The 23,528-nt window shown below is 58.9% G+C and carries 23 protein-coding genes; 18 read left to right on the top strand and 5 right to left on the bottom strand.

Annotated features, from left to right (window positions below; all coding sequences use genetic code 11):
* Position 1 precedes the first annotated feature (1 nt).
* From nuoI to nuoN, 6 genes are all read left to right on the top strand, one after another.
* Entirely contained in the window at positions 2-544 is a 543-nt protein-coding gene (gene nuoI / locus ABFI50_RS02415; protein ID WP_003861491.1) for an NADH-quinone oxidoreductase subunit NuoI, read from the top strand.
* A gap of 10 nt (positions 545-554) precedes the next feature.
* The gene (nuoJ, locus tag ABFI50_RS02410; protein ID WP_008500212.1) at positions 555-1,109 is read left to right on the top strand and encodes an NADH-quinone oxidoreductase subunit J; all 555 of its coding nucleotides are present in this window, start codon (positions 555-557) and stop codon (positions 1,107-1,109) included.
* Positions 1,106-1,408: an NADH-quinone oxidoreductase subunit NuoK gene (nuoK, locus tag ABFI50_RS02405; RefSeq protein WP_003861496.1), complete on the top strand. Its 303-nt coding sequence runs from the start codon at positions 1,106-1,108 to the stop codon at positions 1,406-1,408. Before nuoJ ends, nuoK begins: the two co-directional genes overlap by 4 nt.
* Positions 1,405-3,246 (top strand): NADH-quinone oxidoreductase subunit L, encoded by a 1,842-nt coding sequence (nuoL, locus tag ABFI50_RS02400; protein WP_347485261.1) that lies wholly within the window; start codon positions 1,405-1,407, stop codon positions 3,244-3,246. Before nuoK ends, nuoL begins: the two co-directional genes overlap by 4 nt.
* 76 nt (positions 3,247-3,322) lie before the next feature.
* Positions 3,323-4,852, top strand: a complete 1,530-nt coding sequence (gene nuoM, locus ABFI50_RS02395; protein WP_014884633.1) for an NADH-quinone oxidoreductase subunit M — start codon at positions 3,323-3,325, stop codon at positions 4,850-4,852.
* A gap of 6 nt (positions 4,853-4,858) precedes the next feature.
* The gene (gene nuoN / locus ABFI50_RS02390) at positions 4,859-6,316 is read left to right on the top strand and encodes an NADH-quinone oxidoreductase subunit NuoN (protein ID WP_014884632.1); all 1,458 of its coding nucleotides are present in this window, start codon (positions 4,859-4,861) and stop codon (positions 6,314-6,316) included.
* Positions 6,317-6,419: 103 nt separating this feature from the next.
* On the opposite strand, the gene ABFI50_RS02385 is transcribed toward nuoN, so the two are convergent.
* Positions 6,420-7,424, bottom strand: a complete 1,005-nt coding sequence (locus tag ABFI50_RS02385) for a chemotaxis protein (RefSeq protein ID WP_014884631.1) — start codon at positions 7,422-7,424, stop codon at positions 6,420-6,422.
* A 64-nt stretch (positions 7,425-7,488) separates the two neighbouring features.
* A complete protein-coding gene (rbn, locus tag ABFI50_RS02380; protein ID WP_180262435.1) occupies positions 7,489-8,406 on the bottom strand; it encodes a ribonuclease BN in 918 nt (305 codons plus the stop codon).
* Between the two features lie 71 nt (positions 8,407-8,477).
* On the opposite strand from rbn, the gene ABFI50_RS02375 reads away from it, so the two are divergent.
* The 8 genes from ABFI50_RS02375 to menE all read left to right on the top strand — a co-directional run bounded on the left by ABFI50_RS02375 (position 8,478) and on the right by menE (position 16,389).
* The gene (locus ABFI50_RS02375; protein WP_023338569.1) at positions 8,478-8,939 is read left to right on the top strand and encodes a GNAT family N-acetyltransferase; all 462 of its coding nucleotides are present in this window, start codon (positions 8,478-8,480) and stop codon (positions 8,937-8,939) included.
* 53 nt (positions 8,940-8,992) lie between these two features.
* A complete protein-coding gene (elaB, locus tag ABFI50_RS02370) occupies positions 8,993-9,298 on the top strand; it encodes a stress response protein ElaB (RefSeq protein WP_008500219.1) in 306 nt (101 codons plus the stop codon).
* An 86-nt stretch (positions 9,299-9,384) separates the two neighbouring features.
* The gene (gene menF / locus ABFI50_RS02365; protein WP_347485257.1) at positions 9,385-10,680 is read left to right on the top strand and encodes an isochorismate synthase MenF; all 1,296 of its coding nucleotides are present in this window, start codon (positions 9,385-9,387) and stop codon (positions 10,678-10,680) included.
* Positions 10,681-10,768: 88 nt separating this feature from the next.
* Positions 10,769-12,439 (top strand): 2-succinyl-5-enolpyruvyl-6-hydroxy-3-cyclohexene-1-carboxylic-acid synthase, encoded by a 1,671-nt coding sequence (menD, locus tag ABFI50_RS02360; protein WP_347485256.1) that lies wholly within the window; start codon positions 10,769-10,771, stop codon positions 12,437-12,439.
* Positions 12,436-13,212 carry a 2-succinyl-6-hydroxy-2,4-cyclohexadiene-1-carboxylate synthase gene (gene menH / locus ABFI50_RS02355; protein ID WP_050862921.1) on the top strand — a complete coding sequence of 259 codons (777 nt, stop codon included), beginning with the start codon at positions 12,436-12,438 and terminating at the stop codon, positions 13,210-13,212. The genes menD and menH overlap by 4 nt, the downstream gene beginning before the upstream one ends.
* Entirely contained in the window at positions 13,209-14,066 is an 858-nt protein-coding gene (gene menB, locus ABFI50_RS02350) for a 1,4-dihydroxy-2-naphthoyl-CoA synthase (RefSeq protein ID WP_013098093.1), read from the top strand. Before menH ends, menB begins: the two co-directional genes overlap by 4 nt.
* Positions 14,066-15,031, top strand: a complete 966-nt coding sequence (gene menC / locus ABFI50_RS02345; protein ID WP_047344834.1) for an o-succinylbenzoate synthase — start codon at positions 14,066-14,068, stop codon at positions 15,029-15,031. The genes menB and menC overlap by 1 nt, the downstream gene beginning before the upstream one ends.
* The gene (gene menE / locus ABFI50_RS02340; RefSeq protein WP_071922020.1) at positions 15,028-16,389 is read left to right on the top strand and encodes an o-succinylbenzoate--CoA ligase; all 1,362 of its coding nucleotides are present in this window, start codon (positions 15,028-15,030) and stop codon (positions 16,387-16,389) included. Before menC ends, menE begins: the two co-directional genes overlap by 4 nt.
* Here menE and ABFI50_RS02335 read toward each other — a convergent pair whose 3' ends face one another.
* Genes ABFI50_RS02335 through ABFI50_RS02325 form a run of 3 tightly spaced genes read right to left on the bottom strand, consistent with a single transcriptional unit; the run spans position 16,390 to position 19,339 of the window.
* Positions 16,390-17,904 (bottom strand): tripartite tricarboxylate transporter permease, encoded by a 1,515-nt coding sequence (locus tag ABFI50_RS02335; RefSeq protein WP_014884623.1) that lies wholly within the window; start codon positions 17,902-17,904, stop codon positions 16,390-16,392.
* Positions 17,905-17,915: 11 nt separating this feature from the next.
* Positions 17,916-18,347 carry a tripartite tricarboxylate transporter TctB family protein gene (locus tag ABFI50_RS02330; protein ID WP_347485252.1) on the bottom strand — a complete coding sequence of 144 codons (432 nt, stop codon included), beginning with the start codon at positions 18,345-18,347 and terminating at the stop codon, positions 17,916-17,918.
* Positions 18,348-18,358: 11 nt separating this feature from the next.
* Positions 18,359-19,339 (bottom strand): tripartite tricarboxylate transporter substrate binding protein, encoded by a 981-nt coding sequence (locus tag ABFI50_RS02325; protein ID WP_045281815.1) that lies wholly within the window; start codon positions 19,337-19,339, stop codon positions 18,359-18,361.
* A 141-nt stretch (positions 19,340-19,480) separates the two neighbouring features.
* Between ABFI50_RS02325 and tctD the strand changes: the two genes are divergently transcribed.
* From tctD to ABFI50_RS02305, 4 genes are all read left to right on the top strand, one after another.
* Entirely contained in the window at positions 19,481-20,155 is a 675-nt protein-coding gene (gene tctD, locus ABFI50_RS02320; RefSeq protein ID WP_014884620.1) for a transcriptional regulator TctD, read from the top strand.
* Complete coding sequence (locus tag ABFI50_RS02315; RefSeq protein WP_023330956.1) at positions 20,142-21,551, top strand: sensor histidine kinase; 1,410 nt, start codon at positions 20,142-20,144, stop codon at positions 21,549-21,551. Before tctD ends, ABFI50_RS02315 begins: the two co-directional genes overlap by 14 nt.
* Before the next feature lie 129 nt (positions 21,552-21,680).
* Positions 21,681-22,220, top strand: coding sequence for a YfaZ family outer membrane protein (locus ABFI50_RS02310; protein ID WP_023330955.1), 540 nt, complete (start codon positions 21,681-21,683; stop codon positions 22,218-22,220).
* Between the two features lie 93 nt (positions 22,221-22,313).
* Positions 22,314-23,513 carry a nicotinamide mononucleotide deamidase-related protein YfaY gene (locus tag ABFI50_RS02305; protein WP_023330954.1) on the top strand — a complete coding sequence of 400 codons (1,200 nt, stop codon included), beginning with the start codon at positions 22,314-22,316 and terminating at the stop codon, positions 23,511-23,513.
* Positions 23,514-23,528 lie beyond the last annotated feature (15 nt).

The following is a 23,528-nucleotide window of genomic DNA, read 5'->3' as shown; positions in this document are numbered from 1 at the left end:
CATGACCTTAAAAGAATTACTGGTAGGCTTCGGTACCCAGGTACGCAGTATCTGGATGATCGGCCTGCACGCGTTTGCCAAACGCGAAACCCGAATGTACCCGGAAGAGCCGGTATATCTGCCGCCGCGCTACCGTGGTCGTATTGTGCTGACGCGCGACCCGGACGGTTCCGAGCGCTGCGTTGCCTGTAACCTGTGTGCGGTAGCGTGTCCGGTCGGCTGTATCTCTCTGCAGAAAGCAGAGACGGTAGATGGCCGCTGGTACCCTGAGTTCTTCCGCATCAACTTCTCACGCTGCATTTTCTGCGGTCTGTGTGAAGAAGCGTGCCCAACCACGGCGATTCAGCTGACTCCAGACTTCGAGCTGGGTGAGTACAAGCGTCAGGACCTGGTGTACGAGAAAGAGGATCTGCTGATTTCCGGTCCGGGCAAATACCCGGAATATAACTTCTACCGGATGGCGGGTATGGCAATCGACGGCAAAGATAAGGGCGAAGCAGAGAACGAAGCTAAGCCTATCGACGTCAAGAGCCTGTTACCGTAAGGAGAGGGCAATGGAATTCGCTTTTTATATCTGTGGCCTTATCGCCATCCTGGCTACGCTGCGAGTGATTACGCACACCAATCCGGTGCATGCGCTGCTGTACTTAATCATCTCGCTGCTGGCTATCTCCGGGGTGTTCTTCGCACTGGGCGCGCACTTCGCCGGTGCGCTGGAAATCATCGTCTACGCCGGGGCCATTATGGTGCTGTTCGTGTTCGTGGTGATGATGCTGAACCTGGGCGGCTCTGAAATTGAGCAGGAACGTCAGTGGTTAAAACCGCAGGTGTGGATTGGCCCGGCAATTTTGTCGGCCATCATGCTGGTTGTGATTGTTTACGCCATTCTGGGCGTGAACGATCAGGGCATCGACGGCACGCCGATCGGCGCTAAAGAGGTGGGTATCACGCTCTTTGGCCCATACGTTCTGGCGGTGGAACTGGCCTCTATGCTGCTGCTGGCAGGCCTGGTGGTTGCTTTCCACGTTGGTCGCGAAGAGCGTGCTGGCGAGGTGCTGAGCAACCGCACTGACGACCGCGCGAAAAGAAAAACGGAGGAGCGCGCATGATCCCCTTAACACATGGACTGATCCTCGCTGCGATTTTATTCGTTCTGGGTCTGACCGGTCTGGTTATCCGCCGCAATCTGCTGTTTATGCTGATCGGTCTGGAAATCATGATTAACGCCTCCGCGCTGGCCTTCGTGGTCGCCGGAAGCTACTGGGGCCAGACCGATGGTCAGGTGATGTACATTCTCGCCATCAGCCTCGCGGCTGCCGAAGCGAGTATTGGCCTGGCGCTGTTGCTGCAGCTCCATCGTCGCCGCCAGAATCTGAACATCGATTCAGTAAGTGAGTTGCGTGGATGAACATGCTTGCCTTAACCATTATTTTTCCGCTGATTGGCTTCCTGCTGCTGGCGTTTTCTCGTGGCCGCTGGTCTGAGAATCTGTCTGCGACCGTGGGCATTGGCTCAATCGGTCTGGCTGCGCTGGTCACAGCGTATGCGGGGATCGACTTCTTTAACAACGGACGTCAGCCGTTCAGCGTGCCGCTGTGGACCTGGATGTCGGTCGGTGATTTCAACATCGGCTTCAACCTGGTGCTGGACGGCCTCTCGCTGACCATGCTCTCCGTGGTCACCGGCGTTGGCTTCCTGATCCACATGTTCGCCTCCTGGTATATGCGCGGTGAAGAGGGTTACTCCCGCTTCTTCGCCTACACCAACCTGTTTATCGCCAGCATGGTGGTTCTGGTGCTGGCCGATAACCTGCTGCTGATGTATCTGGGCTGGGAAGGCGTGGGTCTGTGTTCTTACCTGCTGATTGGCTTCTACTACACCGATCCGAAGAATGGTGCAGCGGCCATGAAAGCGTTCGTCGTGACCCGCGTGGGTGACGTCTTCCTCGCTTTCGCGCTGTTCATTCTTTACAACGAACTGGGCACGCTGAACTTCCGCGAAATGGTGGAACTGGCGCCAGCGCACTCCGCTGCAGGCAACAACATGCTGTGGTGGGCAACGCTGATGCTGCTGGGTGGCGCTGTGGGTAAATCCGCACAGCTGCCGTTGCAGACATGGCTGGCCGACGCGATGGCGGGTCCAACCCCTGTCTCCGCGCTGATCCACGCCGCGACCATGGTCACCGCCGGTGTCTACCTGATTGCGCGTACCCATGGCCTGTTCCTGATGACCCCGGAAATTCTGCATCTGGTGGGTATCGTCGGTGCGGTCACGCTGGTGCTGGCAGGCTTTGCTGCGCTGGTACAGACCGACATCAAACGCGTTCTCGCGTACTCCACCATGAGCCAGATTGGTTATATGTTCCTGGCGCTGGGCGTTCAGGCGTGGGACGCGGCCATTTTCCACCTGATGACGCACGCGTTCTTTAAAGCGCTGCTGTTCCTCTCATCCGGTTCGGTGATTCTGGCCTGCCACCACGAGCAGAACATCTTCAAGATGGGCGGACTGCGTAAGTCCATTCCGCTGGTGTATGTCTGCTTCCTGGTGGGCGGCGCGGCGCTGGCGGCACTGCCGCTGATCACCGCGGGCTTCTTCAGTAAGGACGAAATCCTTGCGGGTGCCATGGCGAATGGTCATATCAATCTGATGGTTGCGGGTCTGGTCGGTGCATTCATGACCTCCCTGTATACCTTCCGTATGATTTTCATCGTATTCCACGGTAAAGAACAAATTCACGCTCACGCAGGGAAGGGGATTACCCACCACCTGCCGCTGATTGTGCTGCTGGTACTGTCCACCTTCGTTGGCGCAATGATTGTGCCGCCGCTGCAGGGCGTACTGCCAGACACCACCGAGCTTGAGCACGGTCGCGTTCTGACGCTTGAAATCACCTCCGGTGTGGTCGCTATTGCGGGCATCCTGATTGCGGCATGGCTGTGGCTGGGCAAACGCACGCTGGTGACCGCCGTTGCCAACAGCGCGCCTGGCCGTCTGCTGGGCACCTGGTGGTACAACGCGTGGGGCTTCGACTGGCTGTACGACATGATCTTCGTTAAGCCGTTCCTGGGCATCGCGTGGCTGCTGAAGCGCGACCCACTGAACAGCCTGATGAATATCCCGGCGATCCTCTCCCGCTTTGCAGGTAAAGGCCTGCTGTACAGCGAGAACGGTTACCTGCGCTGGTATGTGGCGTCCATGAGCATCGGTGCGGTTGTCGTGCTGGCGCTGCTGATGGTGTTGCGTTGATCGTTAAGTGAATTTTATTCGAATTCGTTGAAAATCAGGCCCCTGCTGGGGGCCTTAAAAAGGAATGTAAATCGCCATGTTACTACCCTGGCTAATATTAATTCCCTTCATCGGCGGCTTCCTGTGCTGGCAGACTGAACGCTTTGGCGTGAAGATGCCGCGCTGGATCGCGCTGATCACCATGGGATTGACGCTCGCGCTTGGCCTGCAACTGTGGTTGCAGGGCGGTTACTCACTGACCCAGTCTGCGGGCATCCCGCAGTGGCAGTCTGAGTTCATCCTGCCCTGGATCCCACGTTTCGGTATCACCATCCACCTGGCGATTGACGGTCTGTCGCTGCTGATGGTGGTGCTGACCGGTCTGCTCGGTGTTCTGGCGGTACTCTGCTCCTGGCGAGAAATCGAAAAATACCAGGGCTTTTTCCACCTGAACCTGATGTGGATCCTGGGCGGCGTGATCGGCGTGTTCCTTGCCATCGACATGTTCCTGTTCTTCTTCTTCTGGGAGATGATGCTGGTGCCGATGTACTTCCTGATCGCGCTTTGGGGCCACAAGGCTTCCGACGGTAAAACGCGTATCACGGCGGCGACCAAGTTCTTCATCTACACCCAGGCGAGCGGTCTGGTGATGTTGATTGCCATTCTGGCGCTGGTGTTTGTTCACCATAACGCGACGGGCATCTGGACCTTCAACTACGAAGATCTGCTGAAAACCCCGATGTCGCACGGTGTTGAATACCTGCTGATGCTGGGCTTCTTCATCGCATTCGCGGTGAAAATGCCGGTGGTTCCGCTGCACGGCTGGCTGCCAGACGCGCACTCTCAGGCACCCACTGCGGGTTCCGTTGACCTGGCGGGCATCTTGCTGAAAACCGCGGCCTACGGTCTGCTGCGCTTCGCGCTGCCGCTGTTCCCGAATGCGTCCGCTGAGTTTGCCCCGATTGCCATGTGGCTCGGTGTGATCGGTATCTTCTACGGTGCCTGGATGGCCTTCACGCAGTACGACATCAAGCGTCTGATTGCCTACACCTCCGTTTCCCACATGGGCTTCGTGCTGATTGCCATCTACACCGGCAGCCAGCTGGCGTACCAGGGCGCGGTGATCCAGATGATTGCGCACGGTCTGTCCGCTGCCGGCCTCTTCATCCTGTGTGGTCAGCTGTACGAACGTCTGCACACGCGTGACATGCGCATGATGGGCGGTCTGTGGAGCAAAATTAAATGGCTGCCAGCGCTCTCCATGTTCTTCGCGGTTGCCACCCTGGGGATGCCTGGCACCGGTAACTTCGTCGGCGAATTTATGATTCTGTTCGGCAGCTTCAAAGTGGTGCCGGTGATCACCGTGATCTCCACCTTTGGTCTGGTGTTCGCTTCCGTCTACTCGCTGGCGATGCTGCACCGCGCTTACTTCGGTAAAGCGAAGAGCGAAATTGCTGCACAAGAACTGCCGGGGATGTCGCTGCGTGAGCTGTTCATCATCCTGCTGCTGGTCGTACTGCTGGTGCTGCTGGGCTTCTTCCCGCAGCCGATTCTGGATACCTCGCACAGTGCGATGGGCAACATCCAGCAGTGGTTTGTTAATTCTGCTTCTACTACAAGGCCGTAAATCGCCATGACAATAACTCCACAACAACTGATTGCGCTGCTACCGCTGCTGATCGTCGGATTGACGGTGGTGGTTGTGATGCTCTCCATTGCGTGGCGACGCAATCACTTCCTGAATGCCACGCTGTCGGTCATCGGCCTGAACGCCGCGTTAGTCTCTCTCTGGTTTGTTGGCCAGGGCGGTGCGATGGACGTCACGCCGCTGATGCGCGTTGACGGCTATGCCATGCTCTACACCGGTCTGGTGCTGCTGGCGAGCCTGGCGACCTGTACCTTTGCGTACCCATGGCTCGAAGGCTACAACGACAACAAAGAAGAGTTTTATCTGCTGGTTCTGATTGCCGCGCTGGGCGGCATTCTGCTGGCGAATGCTAACCATCTGGCCGCGCTGTTCCTCGGTATTGAGCTGATCTCTCTGCCGCTGTTCGGTCTGATTGGTTACGCCTTCCGTCAAAAGCGCTCTCTGGAAGCAAGCATCAAGTACACCATCCTGTCTGCTGCTGCGTCCTCGTTCCTGCTGTTTGGTATTGCGCTGCTGTACGCACAGTCCGGTAACCTCTCTTTCATGGCGCTCGGCAAGAGCCTCGGCGACGGCATGCTCCACGAGCCGCTGCTGCTGGCGGGTCTGGGCATGATGATTGTAGGCCTTGGCTTTAAACTCTCACTGGTTCCGTTCCACCTGTGGACACCAGACGTATACCAGGGCGCGCCTGCGCCGGTGTCGACCTTCCTGGCGACAGCGAGCAAAATCGCTATCTTCGGTGTGGTCATGCGTCTGTTCCTGTACGCGCCGGTGGGTGACAGTGAAGCGGTTCGCGTGGTGCTGGGCATCATCGCGTTCGTCTCCATCATCTTCGGTAACCTGATGGCGCTGAGCCAGACCAACATCAAGCGTCTGCTGGGCTACTCGTCCATCTCTCATCTGGGCTACCTGATGGTGGCGCTGATTGCGCTGCAGAGCGGTGAAATGTCGATGGAAGCCGTGGGCGTGTATCTGGCCGGTTACCTGTTCAGCAGCCTCGGCGCCTTCGGCGTGGTGAGCCTGATGTCCAGCCCATACCGTGGCCCGGATGCCGACTCACTGTTCTCTTACCGTGGTCTGTTCTGGCACCGTCCGATCCTGTCCGCGGTGATGACCGTGATGATGCTCTCTCTGGCGGGTATCCCGATGACGCTGGGCTTTATCGGTAAATTCTACGTGCTGGCCGTCGGTGTGCAGGCACACCTGTGGTGGCTGACTGCCGGTGTGGTTATCGGTTCCGCGATTGGTCTCTATTACTACCTGCGCGTTGCCGTGAGCCTCTACCTGAGCGCGCCTCAGCAGCTCAACCGCGATGCGCCATCTAACTGGCAGTACAGCGCCGGTGGTATCGTAGTGCTTATCTCAGCCCTGCTGGTGCTGATCTTCGGTATCTATCCGCAGCCGCTGATTGATATCGTGCAGCGAGCGATGCCGTTGATGTAAAAACAAAAAACCCGCCTCGGCGGGTTTTTTTTATGGTTTTCTCCCTCTCCCTGTGGGAGAGGGCCGGGGTGAGGGCACCAGCCCGCACCAGCCCGCACCAGACCTAAGCCAGCTGCTTGCGGCTAATCAACGGCCCATCAATCTTCTTCATCGAGCGATCCAGCACCTCTTCAATCACCGACGACAGCTCGTTCAGCTCAAACTTCGCCACGTACCCGTCCGCCTTCACCTTGCGAATATGGTCTTCGTTGGCGTTGCCGGAAAGGGAAGAGTGGATCACCACCGGAATATCCTTCAGTACCGGGTCGGTTTTGATTTTGCGCGTCAGCGTAAAACCGTCCATCTCCGGCATTTCGAGGTCGGTCAGCACCAGGGCAATCTTATCGGTGATCGGCACACCTTCGGCCTGCGCCTGAGCGGCCAGCAGGCTAATTTTTTCCCACGCATCTTTGCCGGTGATATGCAGCTGCGCCGGGATCTCCATCGCCTGCAAACCTTTCTCCAGCATCGAGCGCGCCACTTTGGAATCTTCCGCCACAATCGCCACAGAACCCGGCTTGATGTTGAATTTAGTGGTCTTCAGATTCGTGGCGTGCAGGTCGTGGTTCGCCGGGGTGATGTCATACAGGATCTGCTCAACGTCCAGCACCATCGCCAGTTCGTTGGTATCGGCCTTCTCGTCCAGGCAGGCAATACTGGTGATGTAGCGCCCGCTGACGGCAGTTTCCGCCGCGTGCACCTGCTTCCAGTCCAGACGCATGATGTTCTCAACCGACTCCACGGCAAACGCCTGCACGCTGCGGGCATATTCGGTAATCAGCAGGATGTTCAGCCCGGTGGTGGGTTTACAGCCCGCCACGGCGGCCAGATCGATCACCGGGATCACCTGATCGCGAATATTCACCATCCCCATCAGCGGAGACTTCATGCCGGCAGGTTTCGTGAACTCCGGCATCGGTACAATTTCGCGCAGCTTGAAAACGTTAATACCAAACAGCTCGGATTTGTTGTCGTTCAGAGAGGTGCCAAGACGGAACAGCAACAGTTCAAAACGGTTCGACAGGGTCAGATTCGCCCTGTCATCAATATCTTTCTGGAAATTATCCATTCTACCCTCGAGAGAAATGCTGGCCTTTTAATCGTTATCGGCATCCTGAGGGAAAAATGAAGGGCTAAACGCTGACCTTAGCGAAATCTTCGGCCAGCTCACATTCCGGGAACAGCGCCCGACACTCTGCCAGCAGGCTTTCGCACCCCCGCGCGTCGTAACGCGAGCTGACATGGGTGATAATGAGCCTGCCGACAGCTGCGTCACGGGCAAGCAGCGCCGCCTGACGCGTTGAGCTATGGCCCCGACTGTTGGCTTTCTCTTCCATCGCCGTCTCCAGCGTGGCTTCATGCACCATCACGTCCACGCCCTGAGCAAGCTGAACGGCGGCAGGGCACGGTGCCGTGTCACCAAAAATGGCCAGTTTTTTGCCCGGCTGAGGTGCGGCGAGATAATCCTGGCCGTTGATGATGCGCCCGTCCTCCAGCGTAACGTGCTGTCCGTGCTTCAGGCGCTGGAACAGCGGTCCAGGCTTTACGCCATCGGCGATGAGCGCGGCGGCATCCAGCGCGCCGGGTTTGTCGTGTTCCTCAATGCGGTAGCCATAGCACTCCACCGGATGATTAAGCGGTCGGGCGGTGACCTGATAATCCCCATCGTCGAAAACCAGGCCTTCGGTAATCTCAACGACCTCAAGCGGATAGTCGGTCCAGGAGCCGCTGAGGCGTAGCGCGGTTTCAACAAATTCCCGGATCCCCGCAGGCCCATAAATCGTCAGCGGGTTGGCATTACCGGCCATTGAGCGGCTGCAAAGCAAACCGGGAAGGCCAAAAAGATGGTCGCCATGCAGGTGAGTGATGAAAATTTTATCCAGCTTGCCGGGGTGATAAGCGGTATGTAAAAGCTGATGTTGTGTCCCTTCACCACAGTCAAACAGCCATAGCCCGCCACGGGTGGGATGTTTAAGATCCAGCAGTATCGCGGTCACATTTCGTGATCGGGTTGGCACGCCAGCAGACGTCCCCAGAAAAATCAGTTCCATAATGCAATCAGCCCTTTGCCGAACGGGGAGGGGTTTAGTATAACGTGATGAACCCCAGGAAGGAGAAAGAGATGATCCAGTGGCAAGATTTACACCATAGTGAGCTCACCGTTCAGTCGCTCTACGCGCTGCTCAAACTGCGCTGCGAAGTGTTTGTGGTTGAACAAACCTGTCCGTATCAGGATATCGACGGTGATGATCTCACAGGGGAAAACCGTCATATTCTCGGCTGGAAGGATAACGAGCTGGTGGCGTATGCGAGGATTCTGAAAAGCGAGGACGATTTTGAGCCCGTCGTGATAGGTCGCGTCATTGTCAGCAACAAAGCACGGGGCGAAAAACTCGGCTATCAGCTGATGGAAAAAACGCTGGATGCGTGCCGGAAACAGTGGCCGGACAAGGCGTTATACCTGGGCGCGCAGGCGCACCTGCAACCCTTCTACGGCCATTTTGGTTTTACGCCGGTTACCGACGTTTATGACGAAGATGGTATCCCGCACATCGGCATGGCACGAGAAGTGAAACAGGCGTAATGGCACGTCGTTGTCTATAGTTAGCGGACTGGTGTACTAACATGGAGAAAAATATGTCATTTCAATCCTGGGATACCCGTATCGACGACGACCTGGCTTTGCTGAGCGAAACGCTTGAAGAGGTGTTACGTTCCTCGGGCGACCCTGCCGATCAGAAATATATTGAGTTAAAAGCCCGTGCTGAACAGGCGCTGCATGAAGTGAAAAACCGCGTCAGCCATGCGTCTGATACTTACTACTACCGTGCCAAAAAAGCGGTTTATCGTGCCGATGACTATGTCCATGAAAAACCGTGGCAGGGCATTGGGGTGGGTGCTGCCGTAGGGCTGGTGCTGGGTCTGCTGCTGGCCCGTCGTTAAGCCGCTTAACCACTCCCTATACGTGGGTACTGCTATTTATGTTCAGTACCCCGTATAATATGCGGTTTTAACAGGGAGAGGTTCGCGTGAATTCGATTTTCCTTGCGCTGGAGCAACTGCAAACCCAGCTTTCGCAAGCGTTACCCGCCACACCCGGCCTGCGTCATTTCGACGTCTCTTTCCCGTTAAACGACGCCTTCGATCCTCTCGCCTGGCTTGGCGAGCAGCAGTGCTATCCGCAATTTTACTGGCAGCAGCGTAACGGTGATGAAGAGCTGGCTGCGCTGGGGGCGGTCACCCAATTTTCCTCTCTGGCGCTGGCCTCACAGTTCTTGCGTGCAGAACATGCGCCAAAAGAGACTCGCATCTGCGGCCTCAACGCATTCAGCCCGGAGCAGGGCAGTCTTTTTCTGCCGCGCCTGCTCTGGCGACGTACCGCTGGCAACGCCACCTTGCGCCTGCAGCTGTGGAGCGATAGCTCGCTTCAGGACGACGCGCGCACTGCCCTGGAATTACTCCAGCAACTCCGTCCAGCCAGAGCCATTCGTCCGCTGTCTGTCCAGGTTGAGCGCGAAACGCACCTGCCGCAAAAACCGGAATGGTTGACCCTGATCGGCAAGGCGACGGAGACTATCGCGCGCGGCGATTTCGAAAAGGTCGTGCTTGCCCGGGCCACCGATCTGCTGTGTAAACAGCGGGTTAATCCTGTCGCACTGATGGCCGCCAGCCGCGCCCTGAATCTCAACTGCTATCATTTCTGCATGGTATTCGACGCCCGCAACGCGTTCCTCGGCTCCACGCCCGAGCGCCTCTGGCGGCGACGTGGCAAGCTGCTGCGCACCGAAGCGCTGGCGGGCACCGTCGCCAGCCATACGGATGATAAACAGGCACAGCGCCTGGGCGAGTGGTTGCTGAATGATGATAAAAACCAGCGTGAAAATATGCTGGTCGTGGAAGATATCTGCCAGCGTCTTCAGCACCATACGCAGACGCTTGAGGTATTGCCTGCTCAGGTCGTCCGGCTGCGTAAAGTCCAGCATTTACGACGCTGTATCTGGACGGAGCTAAAACAGGCCGATGACGAATTGTGTCTGCATGTGCTCCAGCCGACAGCCGCCGTTGCCGGCCTTCCGCGACAGCCCGCGCGTGCGTTTATCCACAACGTCGAGCCTTTCAATCGCGAATGGTACGCCGGTTCGGCCGGGTATTTATCGCCCGATCAAAGCGAGTTCTGTGTGGCGTTGCGCTCGGCGCGCGTCCAGGATGACGCCCTGCGGCTGTACGCCGGGGCGGGCATCGTCAGCGGATCTGACCCGGAGCAGGAGTGGCAGGAGATCGAAAATAAAGCCGCTGGCTTGCGCTCTCTGCTCCTTAGGGATTAATACTGATTCGCGCAATCCCGATTCATATCAAAATTCCAATTTTTTCTATTATTTATACTGTGTCGCATTCTTGATACCGGACAATCTCATGTCAGTAAGTTCTTTTAACCGACGCTGGGCGGCGGTGATCCTTGAAGCCCTGACGCGCCATGGCGTCAGGCACGTGTGTATTGCACCGGGTTCTCGCTCAACGCCGCTGACGCTGGCGGCCGCCGAAAATCGGGCATTGATTCATCACACCCATTTTGATGAGCGTGGCCTTGGGCATCTGGCGCTTGGGCTGGCAAAGGTCAGCAAAGAACCTGTGGCGGTGATTGTCACCTCCGGTACCGCCGTGGCGAACCTCTACCCGGCTCTGATTGAAGCGGGGCTAACCGGTGAAAAACTGATCCTGCTGACGGCCGACCGTCCTCCTGAGCTTATCGACTGCGGAGCGAATCAGGCCATTCGCCAGCCGGGACTCTTTTCTTCGCATCCTTCGCAGACGGTTTCGCTGCCGCGTCCTACCCAGGATATTCCGGCAAGCTGGCTGGTCTCCACGGTCGATCACGCCATGGAGACATTGCGCAGCGGGGCGTTGCACATTAACTGTCCATTTGCCGAGCCGCTGTATGGCGAACTGGACGATACCGGCCTTGACTGGCAGCGCTCCCTCGGTAACTGGTGGCAGAGTGAAAAACCGTGGCTGCGCGGGCAAACGCATCTTGAGAGCGCGAAACAGCGCGACTGGTTCTTCTGGCGCCAAAAACGCGGCGTGGTTATTGCCGGGCGCATGAGCGCCGCCGAAGGCCGGCGGGTCGCCGAATGGGCGCAAACCCTCGGCTGGCCGCTGATTGGCGACGTGCTTTCCCAGACCGGTCAGCCGCTGCCGTGCGCCGATCTCTGGCTCGGGAATGCAAAGGCGGTCACTGAGCTTTCACAGGCGCAGATTGTGGTCCAGATCGGCGCCAGCCTGACCGGGAAACGCCTGCTGCAGTGGCAGGCGACCTGCACGCCGGAAGAGTACTGGCTGGTCGACCCGCTGGAAGGGCGGCTTGACCCGGCGCACCATCGTGGCCGCCGTCTGGTGAGCAACATTGAGAGCTGGCTGGACCTGCATCCGGCGGAAAAACGTCAACCCTGGGCGGTGGCAATCCCCGAATTGTCTCGTCAGGCGTGGGAAATCACCAAAGCGCACTGTGAGACATTCAGCGAAGCCGGTCTGGCGCACCGTATTCGTCAGTATCTGCCTGAACAGGGCCAGCTGTTTGTCGGTAATAGCCTGGTGGTGCGTCTGATTGATGCCTTTTCGAAGCTGCCTGCGGGCTACCCGGTTTATAGCAACCGCGGCGCCAGCGGCATCGATGGGCTGATCTCGACGGCGGCGGGCGTGCAGCGCGCCAGCGCGAAATCGACGCTGGCGATCGTGGGCGATCTCTCCGCGCTCTACGATCTCAACGCGCTGGCGCTGCTGCGTCAGGCTTCCGCACCGTTTGTGCTGATCGTCGTGAACAACAACGGCGGGCAGATTTTCTCTCTGTTGCCAACGCCCCAGAGCGAGCGTGAGCGTTTCTATCTGATGCCGCAGAACGTGCAGTTTGAACATGCTGCGGCAATGTTCAGCCTGAAATATCACCGCCCGGAGAGCTGGGAACAGCTGGAAACAGCGCTAAGCAGCGCCTGGAAGCAACCGGGCGCGACGCTGATTGAGCTGGTCGTGAACGATGCCGACGGTGCGCAGAGCCTGCAAAGCCTGCTGGCACAGGTGAGCCAGCTGTGATCCTCGCAGGCGTGCAGCAGACCGGAGAACCAGGCTATCCCTGGCTGGTCTTTTTGCACGGTTTTTCCGGAGACTGCCGCGAGTGGCAGGTTGTCGGGGAGACGCTGAGCGAGTATCCCCGGCTCTATCTTGACCTGCCGGGGCACGGTGAATCCCGGAATATTACCGTGACGGGGTTCGAGGAGATGAGCGATTTGTTGACCCGGACTCTGCTTAGTTACAACATACTGAATTTCTGGCTGGTGGGGTACTCCCTCGGCGGCCGCATTGCGATGTTTCACGCCTGCCAGCAGCCGAAGGGGCTGTTGGGCGTGATGGTTGAGGGCGGACATCCGGGCCTGCAGAACGCCGACGATCGCCATGCGCGGCGGGTATCCGACCACCGCTGGGCGACACGTTTTCGCACCGAACCGCTGGATAAGGTCTTTGCTGACTGGTACCAGCAGCCGGTGTTTGCCTCTCTCCCGGACGCTGAGCGGAAGGCGCTTATTACCCTGCGCAGCCAAAACAACGGCATAACGCTGGCGAAAATGCTTGAAGCGACCTCGCTGGCCGGGCAGCCGGATTTACGTCCCGCGCTCAGCACCCGCCATTTCTCTTTTGATTACCTCTATGGCGAACGTGATAAAAAGTTCGCGGCCCTTGCCGCTGAACTGCACGCCGTTCGCCATGAAATTCCAAACGCCGGACACAACGCCCACCGGGAAAACCCCGCTGCGGTCGCCGCGAGTCTGGCTCAGATACTGCGTCTTCGAACAAAGGACACTCTATGATCTATCCTGATGAAAACATGCTTTACGCGCCGGTCGAATGGCAAGACTGCTCCGAAGGCTACACCGACATTCGTTACCACAAATCCGCTGACGGCATCGCCAAAATCACCATCAACCGTCCGCAGGTGCGTAACGCCTTCCGTCCGCTGACAGTCAAGGAGATGATCCAGGCCCTGGCGGATGCTCGCTATGACGATAACATCGGCGTGATTGTCCTGACCGGCGAAGGTGAGAAAGCCTTCTGCTCCGGTGGCGATCAGAAAGTGCGCGGTGACTACGGCGGATACCAGGACGATGCGGGTACGCATCACCTGAACGTGCTCGATTTCCAGCGCCAGATCCGCACCTGCCCGAAACCGGTGGTGGCGATGGTGGCGGGTTACTCCATCGGCGGCGGTCATGTGCTGCACATGATGTGTGACCTGACCATTGCCGCCGAGAACGCCATCTTCGGCCAGACCGGTCCGAAAGTGGGCTCTTTCGACGGCGGCTGGGGCGCTTCCTACATGGCGCGCATCGTCGGGCAGAAAAAAGCGCGTGAAATCTGGTTCCTGTGCCGTCAGTACAACGCCCAGGAAGCGCTGGATATGGGCCTGGTGAATACCGTGGTACCGATTGCCGATCTCGAAAAAGAGACCGTCCGCTGGTGCCGTGAAATGCTGCAAAACAGCCCAATGGCGCTGCGCTGCCTGAAGGCGGCACTCAACGCTGACTGTGACGGTCAGGCGGGCCTGCAGGAGCTGGCGGGCAACGCCACCATGCTGTTCTACATGACCGAAGAGGGTCAGGAAGGACGCAACGCGTTTAACGAAAAACGCCAGCCTGATTTCAGCAAATACAAACGGAACCCGTAATGCGTCGCGCGCAGGTTTACCGCTGGCAGATACCGATGGACGCGGGCGTGGTGCTGCGTGAACGGCGGTTAAAAACCCGTGATGGCTTCTTTGTGCATCTCCAGCAGGGTGAGCGAGAAGGCTGGGGCGAGATTTCGCCGCTGCCGGGCTTTAGCCTGGAATCGCTCGATGATGCAAAGGCTGCGCTGCTGGCGTGGGCAGGTGCGTGGCGCGAGGGCGCGAACCCGGCGTTGCCGGACGTGCCTTCTGCGGCCTTTGGTATCAGCTGTGCGCTGGCAGAACTGGAGGGCAGCCTGCCGGAAGAGGGCAATTACCGCGCGGCACCGCTGTGCACGGGCGACCCGGACGAGCTCTTTGCGTTGCTCTCCACCATGCCGGGCGAGAAAGTGGCGAAAATTAAGGTCGGTCTCTACGAAGCGGTGCGCGACGGAATGGTTGCCAACCTGCTGCTGGAAGCGATTCCCGATTTGCACCTGCGTCTTGACGCAAACCGCGCCTGGACGCCGCTTAAGGCGCAGCAGTTTGCGAAATACGTCAACCCGGCGTACCGCAGCCGCATCGCCTTCCTGGAAGAGCCGTGCAAAACCCGCGACGATTCGCGCGCGTTTGCTCGTGAAACGGGGATTGCTATCGCCTGGGATGAAAGCCTGCGCGAAGACGATTTTGAATTTATTGCCGAGCCGGGCGTCAGCGCAGTGGTGATTAAACCGACGTTAACCGGCAGCCTGGCGAAGGTCCGCGAGCAGGTTGCCGCGGCGCATGCGCTGGGTCTGACGGCGGTGATCAGTTCGTCGATTGAGTCCAGCCTTGGGCTGACCCAACTGGCACGTATTGCCGCCTGGTTAACGCCTGACGCTGTCCCCGGCCTCGATACGCTGAACCTGATGCAGGCTCAGCTTCTCCGCCAGTGGCCGGACAGCGCGCTGCCGTGCCTCAGCGTTGAGGCGCTGGAGCCGCTGCTATGAGTTTTACCGACTGGCCATGGCGGCACTGGTGTGCGCAGTTTGCCGATAAACCTGCTCTCAGGCTGAACGACGACGCGCTGAGCTGGCAACAGCTGTGCACGCGTATCGATCGCCTTGCCGCGGGCTTTCATCAGCAGGGGGTGGAGGAGGGTGACGGTGTTCTGCTGCTGGCCTATAACCACCCGCAAACGCTGATGGCATGGCTGGCGCTGCTCCAGTGCGGCGCGCGTATTCTTCCAGTGAATCCACAGCTGCCGCGTCCGCTGCTGGACGTGCTGCTCCCCCAGATGACCCTGCGCTTTGCGCTGGTGCTGGACGGCAGCTACGACGCTCTTCCTGCCCTGAGCATGCGTGAGCCAGCCGACGCGTACCGCGTTGCATGGCAACCGGCGCGGCTGGCCTCGATGACGCTCACCTCCGGCTCGACCGGGCTACCGAAGGCGGCGGTGCATACCTGTGCCGCCCACCTTGCCAGCGCACGCGGCGTGTTATCGCTGATGCCCTATGGGGACAACGACGACTGGCTCCTTTCGCTGCCGCTGTTTCACGTTTCCGGTCAGGGAATTTTATGGCGCTGGCTGGTGGCCGGGGCACGCTTAACGGTGCGCGAGAAACAACCTCTGGAACAGGCGTTACGCGGCTGCACCCACGCCTCGCTGGTGCCGACCCAGCTCTGGCGTCTGCTTAATCGTCACAAGCCTGTTGCACTGAAAGCGGTGCTGTTGGGAGGGGCTGCAATCCCCGTTGATTTAACACAGCAGGCGCGCGAACAGGGTATTCACTCCTTCTGCGGTTACGGCCTCACCGAGTTTGCCTCTACCGTCTGTGCGAAAGAGGCAGACGGCGAGCCGGACGTAGGGTATGCGCTGCCGGGCAGAGAGGTGCAGGTCGTTGAAGGTGAAGTCTGGATTAGGGCGGAAAGTATGGCTTCCGGCTACTGGCGGGACGGTGCGCTGATGCCGTTGACCAATGCGCAGGGATGGTTCGCCACCCGCGACCGTGGGGAATGGCATAACGGGCGACTGACGATTTTAGGCCGCATAGACAATCTCTTTTTCAGCGGAGGAGAGGGGATCCAGCCGGAATCGCTGGAACGTGTTATCGCCGCACACCCGCAGATTAACCAGGTGTTTATCGTCCCGCTGGACGATGCCGAGTTTGGACAACGTCCGGTGGCGGTGGTGGAGTGCGAGCCGGGAACGGATATCGCGCAATTTCCTGACTGGATCCAGGGCAGACTGGCGCGCTTTGAGCAGCCGGTCCACTGGCTGGTACTGCCGGCTGAGCTAAAAAATGGCGGGATTAAGATCTCCCGCCAGGCGTTAAAACAGTGGGTGAATGCCCAGCTGTCGGCGTAATTATCCGATATCCGGCTCCGGTTTGCGCTGGCGACGGCGCAGCAGGCGTAATACCGGCGGCACCACAATCACCATGATTGCCAGCGCTAACAGGACCTTCGCGACGCTGCTGTCCCACAGGATCGACATATTGCCGTTACTGATGGACAGCGCGCGGCGCAGGTTCTGCTCCAGCATCTCGCCAAGCACGAACCCCAGAATCAGCGGTGACATCGGGAAGTGCATCTTACGGAGTATGTATCCCAGCACGCCCAGTACCACCATCAGCACCAGGTCAAACGTGGTGCTGTGCACCGCGTACACCCCTACAGCAGAGACGGCGGCAATCGCCGGGACCAGGAACCACAGGGGAATGGTCAACATGCGGGTGAACAGCCCAATCAGCGGGATATTCATCACCAGCAGCATCACGTTAGCGATCAGCAGGGCGGCAATCAGCCCCCAGACAATATCCGGCTGCTCGGTAAACATTGCCGGTCCCGGCGTGATGTTGTAGAGCGTCAGGGCGCCCATCATCACCGCCGTGGTGCCGGAGCCCGGTACGCCAAGGGTCAGCATCGGGATAAACGAGCCACAGGCCGAGGCGTTATTGGCCGCCTCAGGCGCCGCCACGCCGCGAATATCGCCTTTACCAAAGCTGTCGCTGTTGCCGCTGAGCTTTTTCTCGGTCATGTAGGTAATGGCGCTGGCGATGGTGGCCCCGGCGCCCGGCAGGATGCCGACAAAGAAGCCAATTACCGATGAGCGCAGCGTGGTGCCGATGCACTGCGCGCCCTCTTTAGCGCTAAAGAGCATCCGGCCGGTTTTGCGCACCAGCGTCTGCCCGCTGCTGGTATGTTCCAGCATCAGTAAGATTTCAGAGACAGAGAACAGACCAATCACGACCACGATAAACTGCACGCCGTCGGACAGGTGAACGCTGTCGAAGGTAAAGCGATAGACCCCGGTGTTGGCATCCACGCCGACGGTGGCTAACCCTAAGCCAATCAGCGCGGACAAAAACGACTTGAGCGGATTTTGCGCCATCATGCTGCCGAGACAGGCAATGGCAAACACCATCAGGGCAAAATATTCTGCCGGACCAAACGCCAGAGACCACTGGGCCAGCGCAGGTGCAAACAGAATGATGCCGCCAATGGCAACCAGCGAGCCAAAGAACGAACTGACCGCTGAAATGGAGAGCGCCACGCCCCCACGACCCTGTCGCGCCATCGGATAGCCATCCAGCGCGGTCATGATCGCCGCCGCATCTCCCGGCACGTTAAGCAGGATCGACGAGATGCGCCCGCCATATTCACAGCCGATATAGACCGTTGCCAGCAGGATCAGCGCCGATTCCGCAGGCAGATGCAGGGCAAAGGCCAGCGGAAGTAAAATTGCTACCCCGTTGATCGGCCCAAGACCCGGCAGCAGGCCGACAATCGTGCCCACGAAACAGCCGATCAGGGCGATCACCAGGTTTTCCGGGGTCATCGCCACGGCGAACCCCTGTGAGAGGTAAATCCAGGTATCCATAGCGTGCTCCGTTAATTAAGCCAGGCGCCGAGCGGTAACGTCACGTCCAGCAGGCGGTCAAAGGCGTACCACAGTAAAATCCCCATCACCACGCCTGAGATCCCTGCCGCAGGCAGGGTGGCGTTAAACAGCATGCCGATCACCATCGTCAGGATGGCGGTCGCCACCGGGAAGCCGAGCCATTCAAAGCCCCAGGCGTACATCAGCAGGACAATGACCATCACCAGCAGACGCTGCAGAATGCGACGCGGTGGCCACTCGACGGTGTCCGGGTGGCGCAACAGCAGCGCCACCGAGCAGAGCAGCATCAGGCCGACAATGCCCATCGGGAAGGGGCGTGGCCCTACGGGTTCATAGCTGTATTCGCTGTGGATCTGCCAGGCGACAAACATCCCGCCAACGCAGATCAGCAGCCATATCCCGGCAAAAATACGATCGCTCATAGCGCCTCCGGTTATTTCGCCAGGCCAAAGGCTTTCGCCTGCTCGCGGTAGTCATTCACCTGTTTTTTGACGTACTCATCCAGTGGCTTACCGGTCAGGTTAAATTCAAACAGCCCGCGCAGATCGCGCTGTTTCTTAAACGCTTCGGTCTGCTGGAGTGTGTTGAACGCGTCGACCCACCACTGGTACTCGGCATCGGTCACTTTTGGCCCGACGAAGAACCCGCGGATGATCGGCCAGACCAGGTTGTAACCCTGCTCTTTGGCGGTCGGCACGTTAGCCAGCTGTCCCGGCAGACGGTTTTCCGAGAAGACCGCCAGCACGCGGATTTTGTCCCCGTTCAGGTAGGGCACCATCTCGCTGAGATCGCCGGAAACGGCCTGAACATGGTTGCCCATCAGTGCCGTAACCGGCTCGCCGCCGCCTTCAAAGGCCACGTAGCGCATTTTGTGTGGGTCAACCTTCGCCTGTTGCGCGAGAAGGGCGGCTTTCATCCAGTCCTGGCTACCGATCGACGCGCCTGCGCCAATCACCACGCTGTTCGGATCTTTTTCCATGGCGGTGAGCAGGTCTTTCAGGGACTTCCACGGTGAGTCGGCACGCACGGCAATCATCCCGTAGTCGGTACCGACGGTCGCCAGCCAGCGCACGTCATCCACGCCATAACGGCCAAACTTGCCCTGAGACAGGTTCAGCAGTGAACCACCGGAGAAGGCCACCACCGTCCCCGCTTCCGCAGGTCGTTGTGCGACGATGGCGTTATAGGCCACCGCGCCCACGCCGCCGGGCATGTAGGTCACGCGCATCGGTTTCTCGATGGCCTTCGTCTCCAGCATGCTGACCTGAATCAATTTGCAGGTGAGATCGAAACCGCCACCCGGTTTGGCCGGGGCGATACATTCGGTACGGGACGGGGCGTCCTGCGCCTGAACGACAGAGGTACTCAACAGGAATGCGCTTGCAGCAAGGGTAGAAAGTAAGTGTTTTTTCATCGTTTATCCTCACGCCGGGGTACGGGTATGGGTCTTTTTTCTGATTATGTGAACCGCCTTGTAGCGGTTCCGTTGCGTGATTGTTAAAACAATAACCTTTCATTTCCCTTTCAATGGGGAACCAACTTTACAGGATGTGACATGCGTCTCTTACTCGCAGAAGATAATCGTGAGCTGGCTCACTGGCTGGAGAAAGCACTGGTGCAGGAGGGCTTCGCCGTGGATTGCGTGTCTGACGGGCGTGCCGCCGACCATCTGCTGCAGGGAGAACATTACGCGGTTGCTATTCTGGACATCGGCATGCCCGGTTTTGATGGCCTGGAAGTGGTCCATCGCCTCAGAAAACGGGGGCAGACGCTGCCCGTCCTGTTCCTGACTGCGCGCAGCAACGTGGCGGACCGGGTAAAGGGCCTGAACGCCGGGGCGGATGATTATCTGCCAAAACCGTTTGAGCTGGAGGAGCTTGACGCCCGGCTGCGTGCCCTGTTGCGCAGAAGCGAGGGGCGCACTCAGGAACGCCAGCGTCTTGGGGAGCTGGAGTATGACGACGAGGGCTTTTTCCTGCTCCGCGATGAACCGCTTTCCCTGACGCCGCGCGAGCTCTCTCTGCTGAAAGTGCTGATGCACCGCCGCACCCGTCCGGTTTCGCGGCAGCAGCTTTTTGACCAGGTGTTCAGCCTGAACGACGACGTCAGCCCTGAAAGTATCGATCTTTATATTCACCGCCTGCGAAAGAAGCTCACCGGCAGCGGCGTGCGGATCACCACGTTGCGGGGGCTGGGATACGTGCTGGAGTGCGGCGATGAGAGGGTTTAAGCCGCAGTCGCTCTACCTGCAACTGCTGCTTTTTCTTGGCCTGCCGCTACTGTTGCTGTGGGGATTGTCAGCCTTTAACAGCTACGTCAGCGCGTTGCAGGCGGCCACGCAGGCTTACGACCGCACGCTGTTATCCTCTGCCCGCACCATCTCGGAACGACTGGAGGTGCGCGACGGCAAGCTGGCGGTGGACGTGCCCTGGGTGGTGCTTGATAGCTTTGAGCTCAACATGAACGACCGGCTCTATTACAAGGTGGTCGACCCCGACGGGCGGGTGATCTCCGGCTATGACGATCTGCCGAAGATGCCGCCTGCAACATCGCGTACCACGCTCTACCCCGCGCTGGCGTGGTTTTACCATACCGAATATCGCGGGCAGGCGATTCGGGTGGCGCGTCTGCTGCAGCCCGTGAATCAAGATTCTATTTTTGGCATGGCGGAAATTTACGTTGCGGAGACGCTCCAGTCCCGCCGCTATCTCGCCAGCCAGTTGCTCTTTTCATCCTGGGTTTCGCAGGGGCTGCTGGTGCTGCTGACGCTGGTGCTAACCGCCTGGATGCTGCGCCGCGTGTTGCGTCCGATGCGCCAGCTCTCCTCGCTGATGGTGCGGCGCGAGCCGGGCCTGCTGGCACCGCTGCCGGAGCTGTTGCCCTGGTCCGAGACCCGGCTGCTGATTGTGGCTTTTAACCGCTATATCGACCGTCTGCGCGGCGTGCTTTCGCGTCAGGAACGTTTCAACGCGGATGCATCGCACCAGCTCAAAACGCCGCTGGCGGTACTTAAAACACAGGTGTCTGTCGCGCTTACTCGCCAGGATCCCGCTTTGTGGCAGGAGAGTCTGCGGGCAATGAACGCCACGCTGGATGAGACTATCGTACTCACCGAGCGGCTGTTGCAGCTTTCGGCGGTGAAGGGGAGAGAGCAGGGCGATCGTCAGTTCTCGCCTGTGGATCTGGTTCAGGTGGTGCAGAACTGCTGCTTCTCCCGACTGGCGCAGGCGCGGAGCAAAGGGATCGATCTGGGTTATGACGGTGTGGAGCAGCCGGTCATGATCGAAGGCGATGACGTCCTGCTGGGCGAACTGTGCGCTAACCTGCTGGAGAACGCGATTAAATATACCCCAGCAGGCGGGACCGTGACCGTTTTCCTGCGCGCAGAGGCCGGTGCCGTTGAGCTGCGCGTTGAAGACAGCGGCCCCGGCATTGAAGAGGATCAAATTCACCAGGCAATGCTCCCTTTCCACCGCCTGGACAACGTTGGGGACGCTGCCGGTTCCGGGATCGGGCTGGCACTGGCGGGTGACATTGCCCGGCTGCACCGCAGCCATTTGCAACTCAACCGCAGTGAATCCCTGGGTGGCCTGTGTGTCAAAATGCGCTTTCTGTTGCTTGCATAAAAAAGCCGCAAGTTTCAAATCGTTACAATCTTCCCCCCCGCCGCACGCAGAGTGCTTGATCCCCGGGAGACTCAGGTTAAAATCTCGCGGTTTTGGGACTTCTCTATAAAATTGCGCGGGATCATGACAATGAAAAAAGTGGCATTACTGGGCTTCGGCCTGATGGTTGTATCTGCGGCGGCTAACGCCATCAGCTTCAACGGCTCGGCGGGTCAGGACTATACCCACCTGGGCTTTGGCCTGGGAACAGAGACTTCCGGTCTGGCGATGACCGGTGGCTGGACGCATAACGATGACGACGGCGATGCGGCAAGCCTCGGTCTGGGTCTGAACATTCCTCTTGGTCCATTCCTGGCGACCGTCGGCGGTAAAGGTATCTATACCAACCCGAACGACGGTGACGAAGGGTATGCGGCAGCGGTGGGTGGCGGCCTGCAGTGGAAAATTGGCGACAGCTTCGGTCTGTTTGGCGAGTATTACTACTCTCCGGACTCGCTCTCCAGCGGTATCGACAGCTATGAAGAAGCCAACGCCGGCGCGCGCTGGACCATCATGCGTCCGATTACCATCGAGGCGGGCTATCGCTACCTGAACCTGGCGGGCAAAGACGGCAACCGCGACAACGCGCTGGCCGACGGTCCCTATGTGGGCGTAAGCGCAGGCTTCTAATCCTGTCGGCGCGGCGTTCCGTCGCGCCAGTTTCTCTCTTCTCCCTCCCGCGTTTGCGCTATAGTGTTTTCACCAAATAAGCGGGAGAACACAATGATTAACGTGGAGATGTTATCCACCGGCGACGAAGTGCTGCATGGACAAATTATTGATACCAATGCTGCCTGGCTTGCCGATCTTTTCTTTGAGCAAGGATTACCGTTAACGCGTCGCAATACGGTAGGCGACAATCTTGAGTCGCTGGTCAGCATTCTGCGTGAGCGGAGCGAACACTGCGATGTGCTGATCGTGAATGGCGGACTCGGTCCTACCAGTGACGATCTCAGCGCGCTGGCCGCCGCAACCGCAAAAGGTGAAGGGCTGGTGCTGCATGAGGCATGGCTTTCACAGATGGAACGCTTTTTCTCCGAACGTGGCCGCGTTATGGCCCCCAGCAACCGCAAGCAGGCTGAAATCCCCGCCAGTGCTGAGCTGGTTGATAACCCGGTCGGCACCGCGTGCGGGTTTGCCCTGCAGCTGAACCGTTGCCTGATGTTCTTCACGCCCGGCGTACCTTCCGAATTTAAAGTGATGGTTGAGCAGCAGATCCTGCCGCGCCTTCGCGACCGTTTTACCCTGCCTGAACCTCCGCTGTGCCTGCGACTGACCACGTTTGGCCGTTCTGAAAGCGATCTGGCCCAGAGTCTTGACCACCTGCAATTGCCGCCGGGCGTGTCCATGGGCTATCGCTCCTCTATGCCGATCATTGAGCTCAAGCTGACAGGACCGGCGACGCAGAAAGCGGCGATGCTGGCCCTGTGGCCCGAAGTGCAGCGCGTGGCGGGCGAGAGCCTGATCTTTGAAGGGACGGAGGGGTTGCCTGCGCAGATTGCGAAGCACCTGCAGGATCGTCAGCTGAGCGTGACCTTAAGCGAGCAGTTCACCGGTGGCCTGCTGGCGCTGCAATTGTCGCGCGCCAGCGCGCCGCTGCTGGCCAGCGAAGTGGTGCCGTTCCAGCAGGAGACCCTGGCGCAAACCGCCCGCTGGGCCTCGGAGCGACGGGTTAAACATTTTGCCGGTCTGGCGCTGTTCGTGGGTGGGCTGGATGAGGAACACCTTAACGTCGCGCTGGCGACGCCGGAGGGGACCTGGGCTCTGAGGGTTAAAATGAGCATCACTCGCCACAGTCTGGCGGTGCGTCAGGAAGTCTGCGCCATGATGGCGCTGAATATGCTGCGCCGCTGGCTCAATGGCAAAGAGGTCGCCAGCGAGCACGGCTGGATTAACGTTGTTGAGTCGCTGTTCGTCGAGTAATGTTTGTGCCGGGGC

It is taken from the genome of Enterobacter sp. HNDS-6, assembly GCF_039850505.1.
Taxonomy (GTDB): domain Bacteria; phylum Pseudomonadota; class Gammaproteobacteria; order Enterobacterales; family Enterobacteriaceae; genus Enterobacter; species Enterobacter kobei.
Note: the sequence above shows the minus strand (reverse complement) of the source record. Positions and strands in the feature narration are given on the sequence as shown.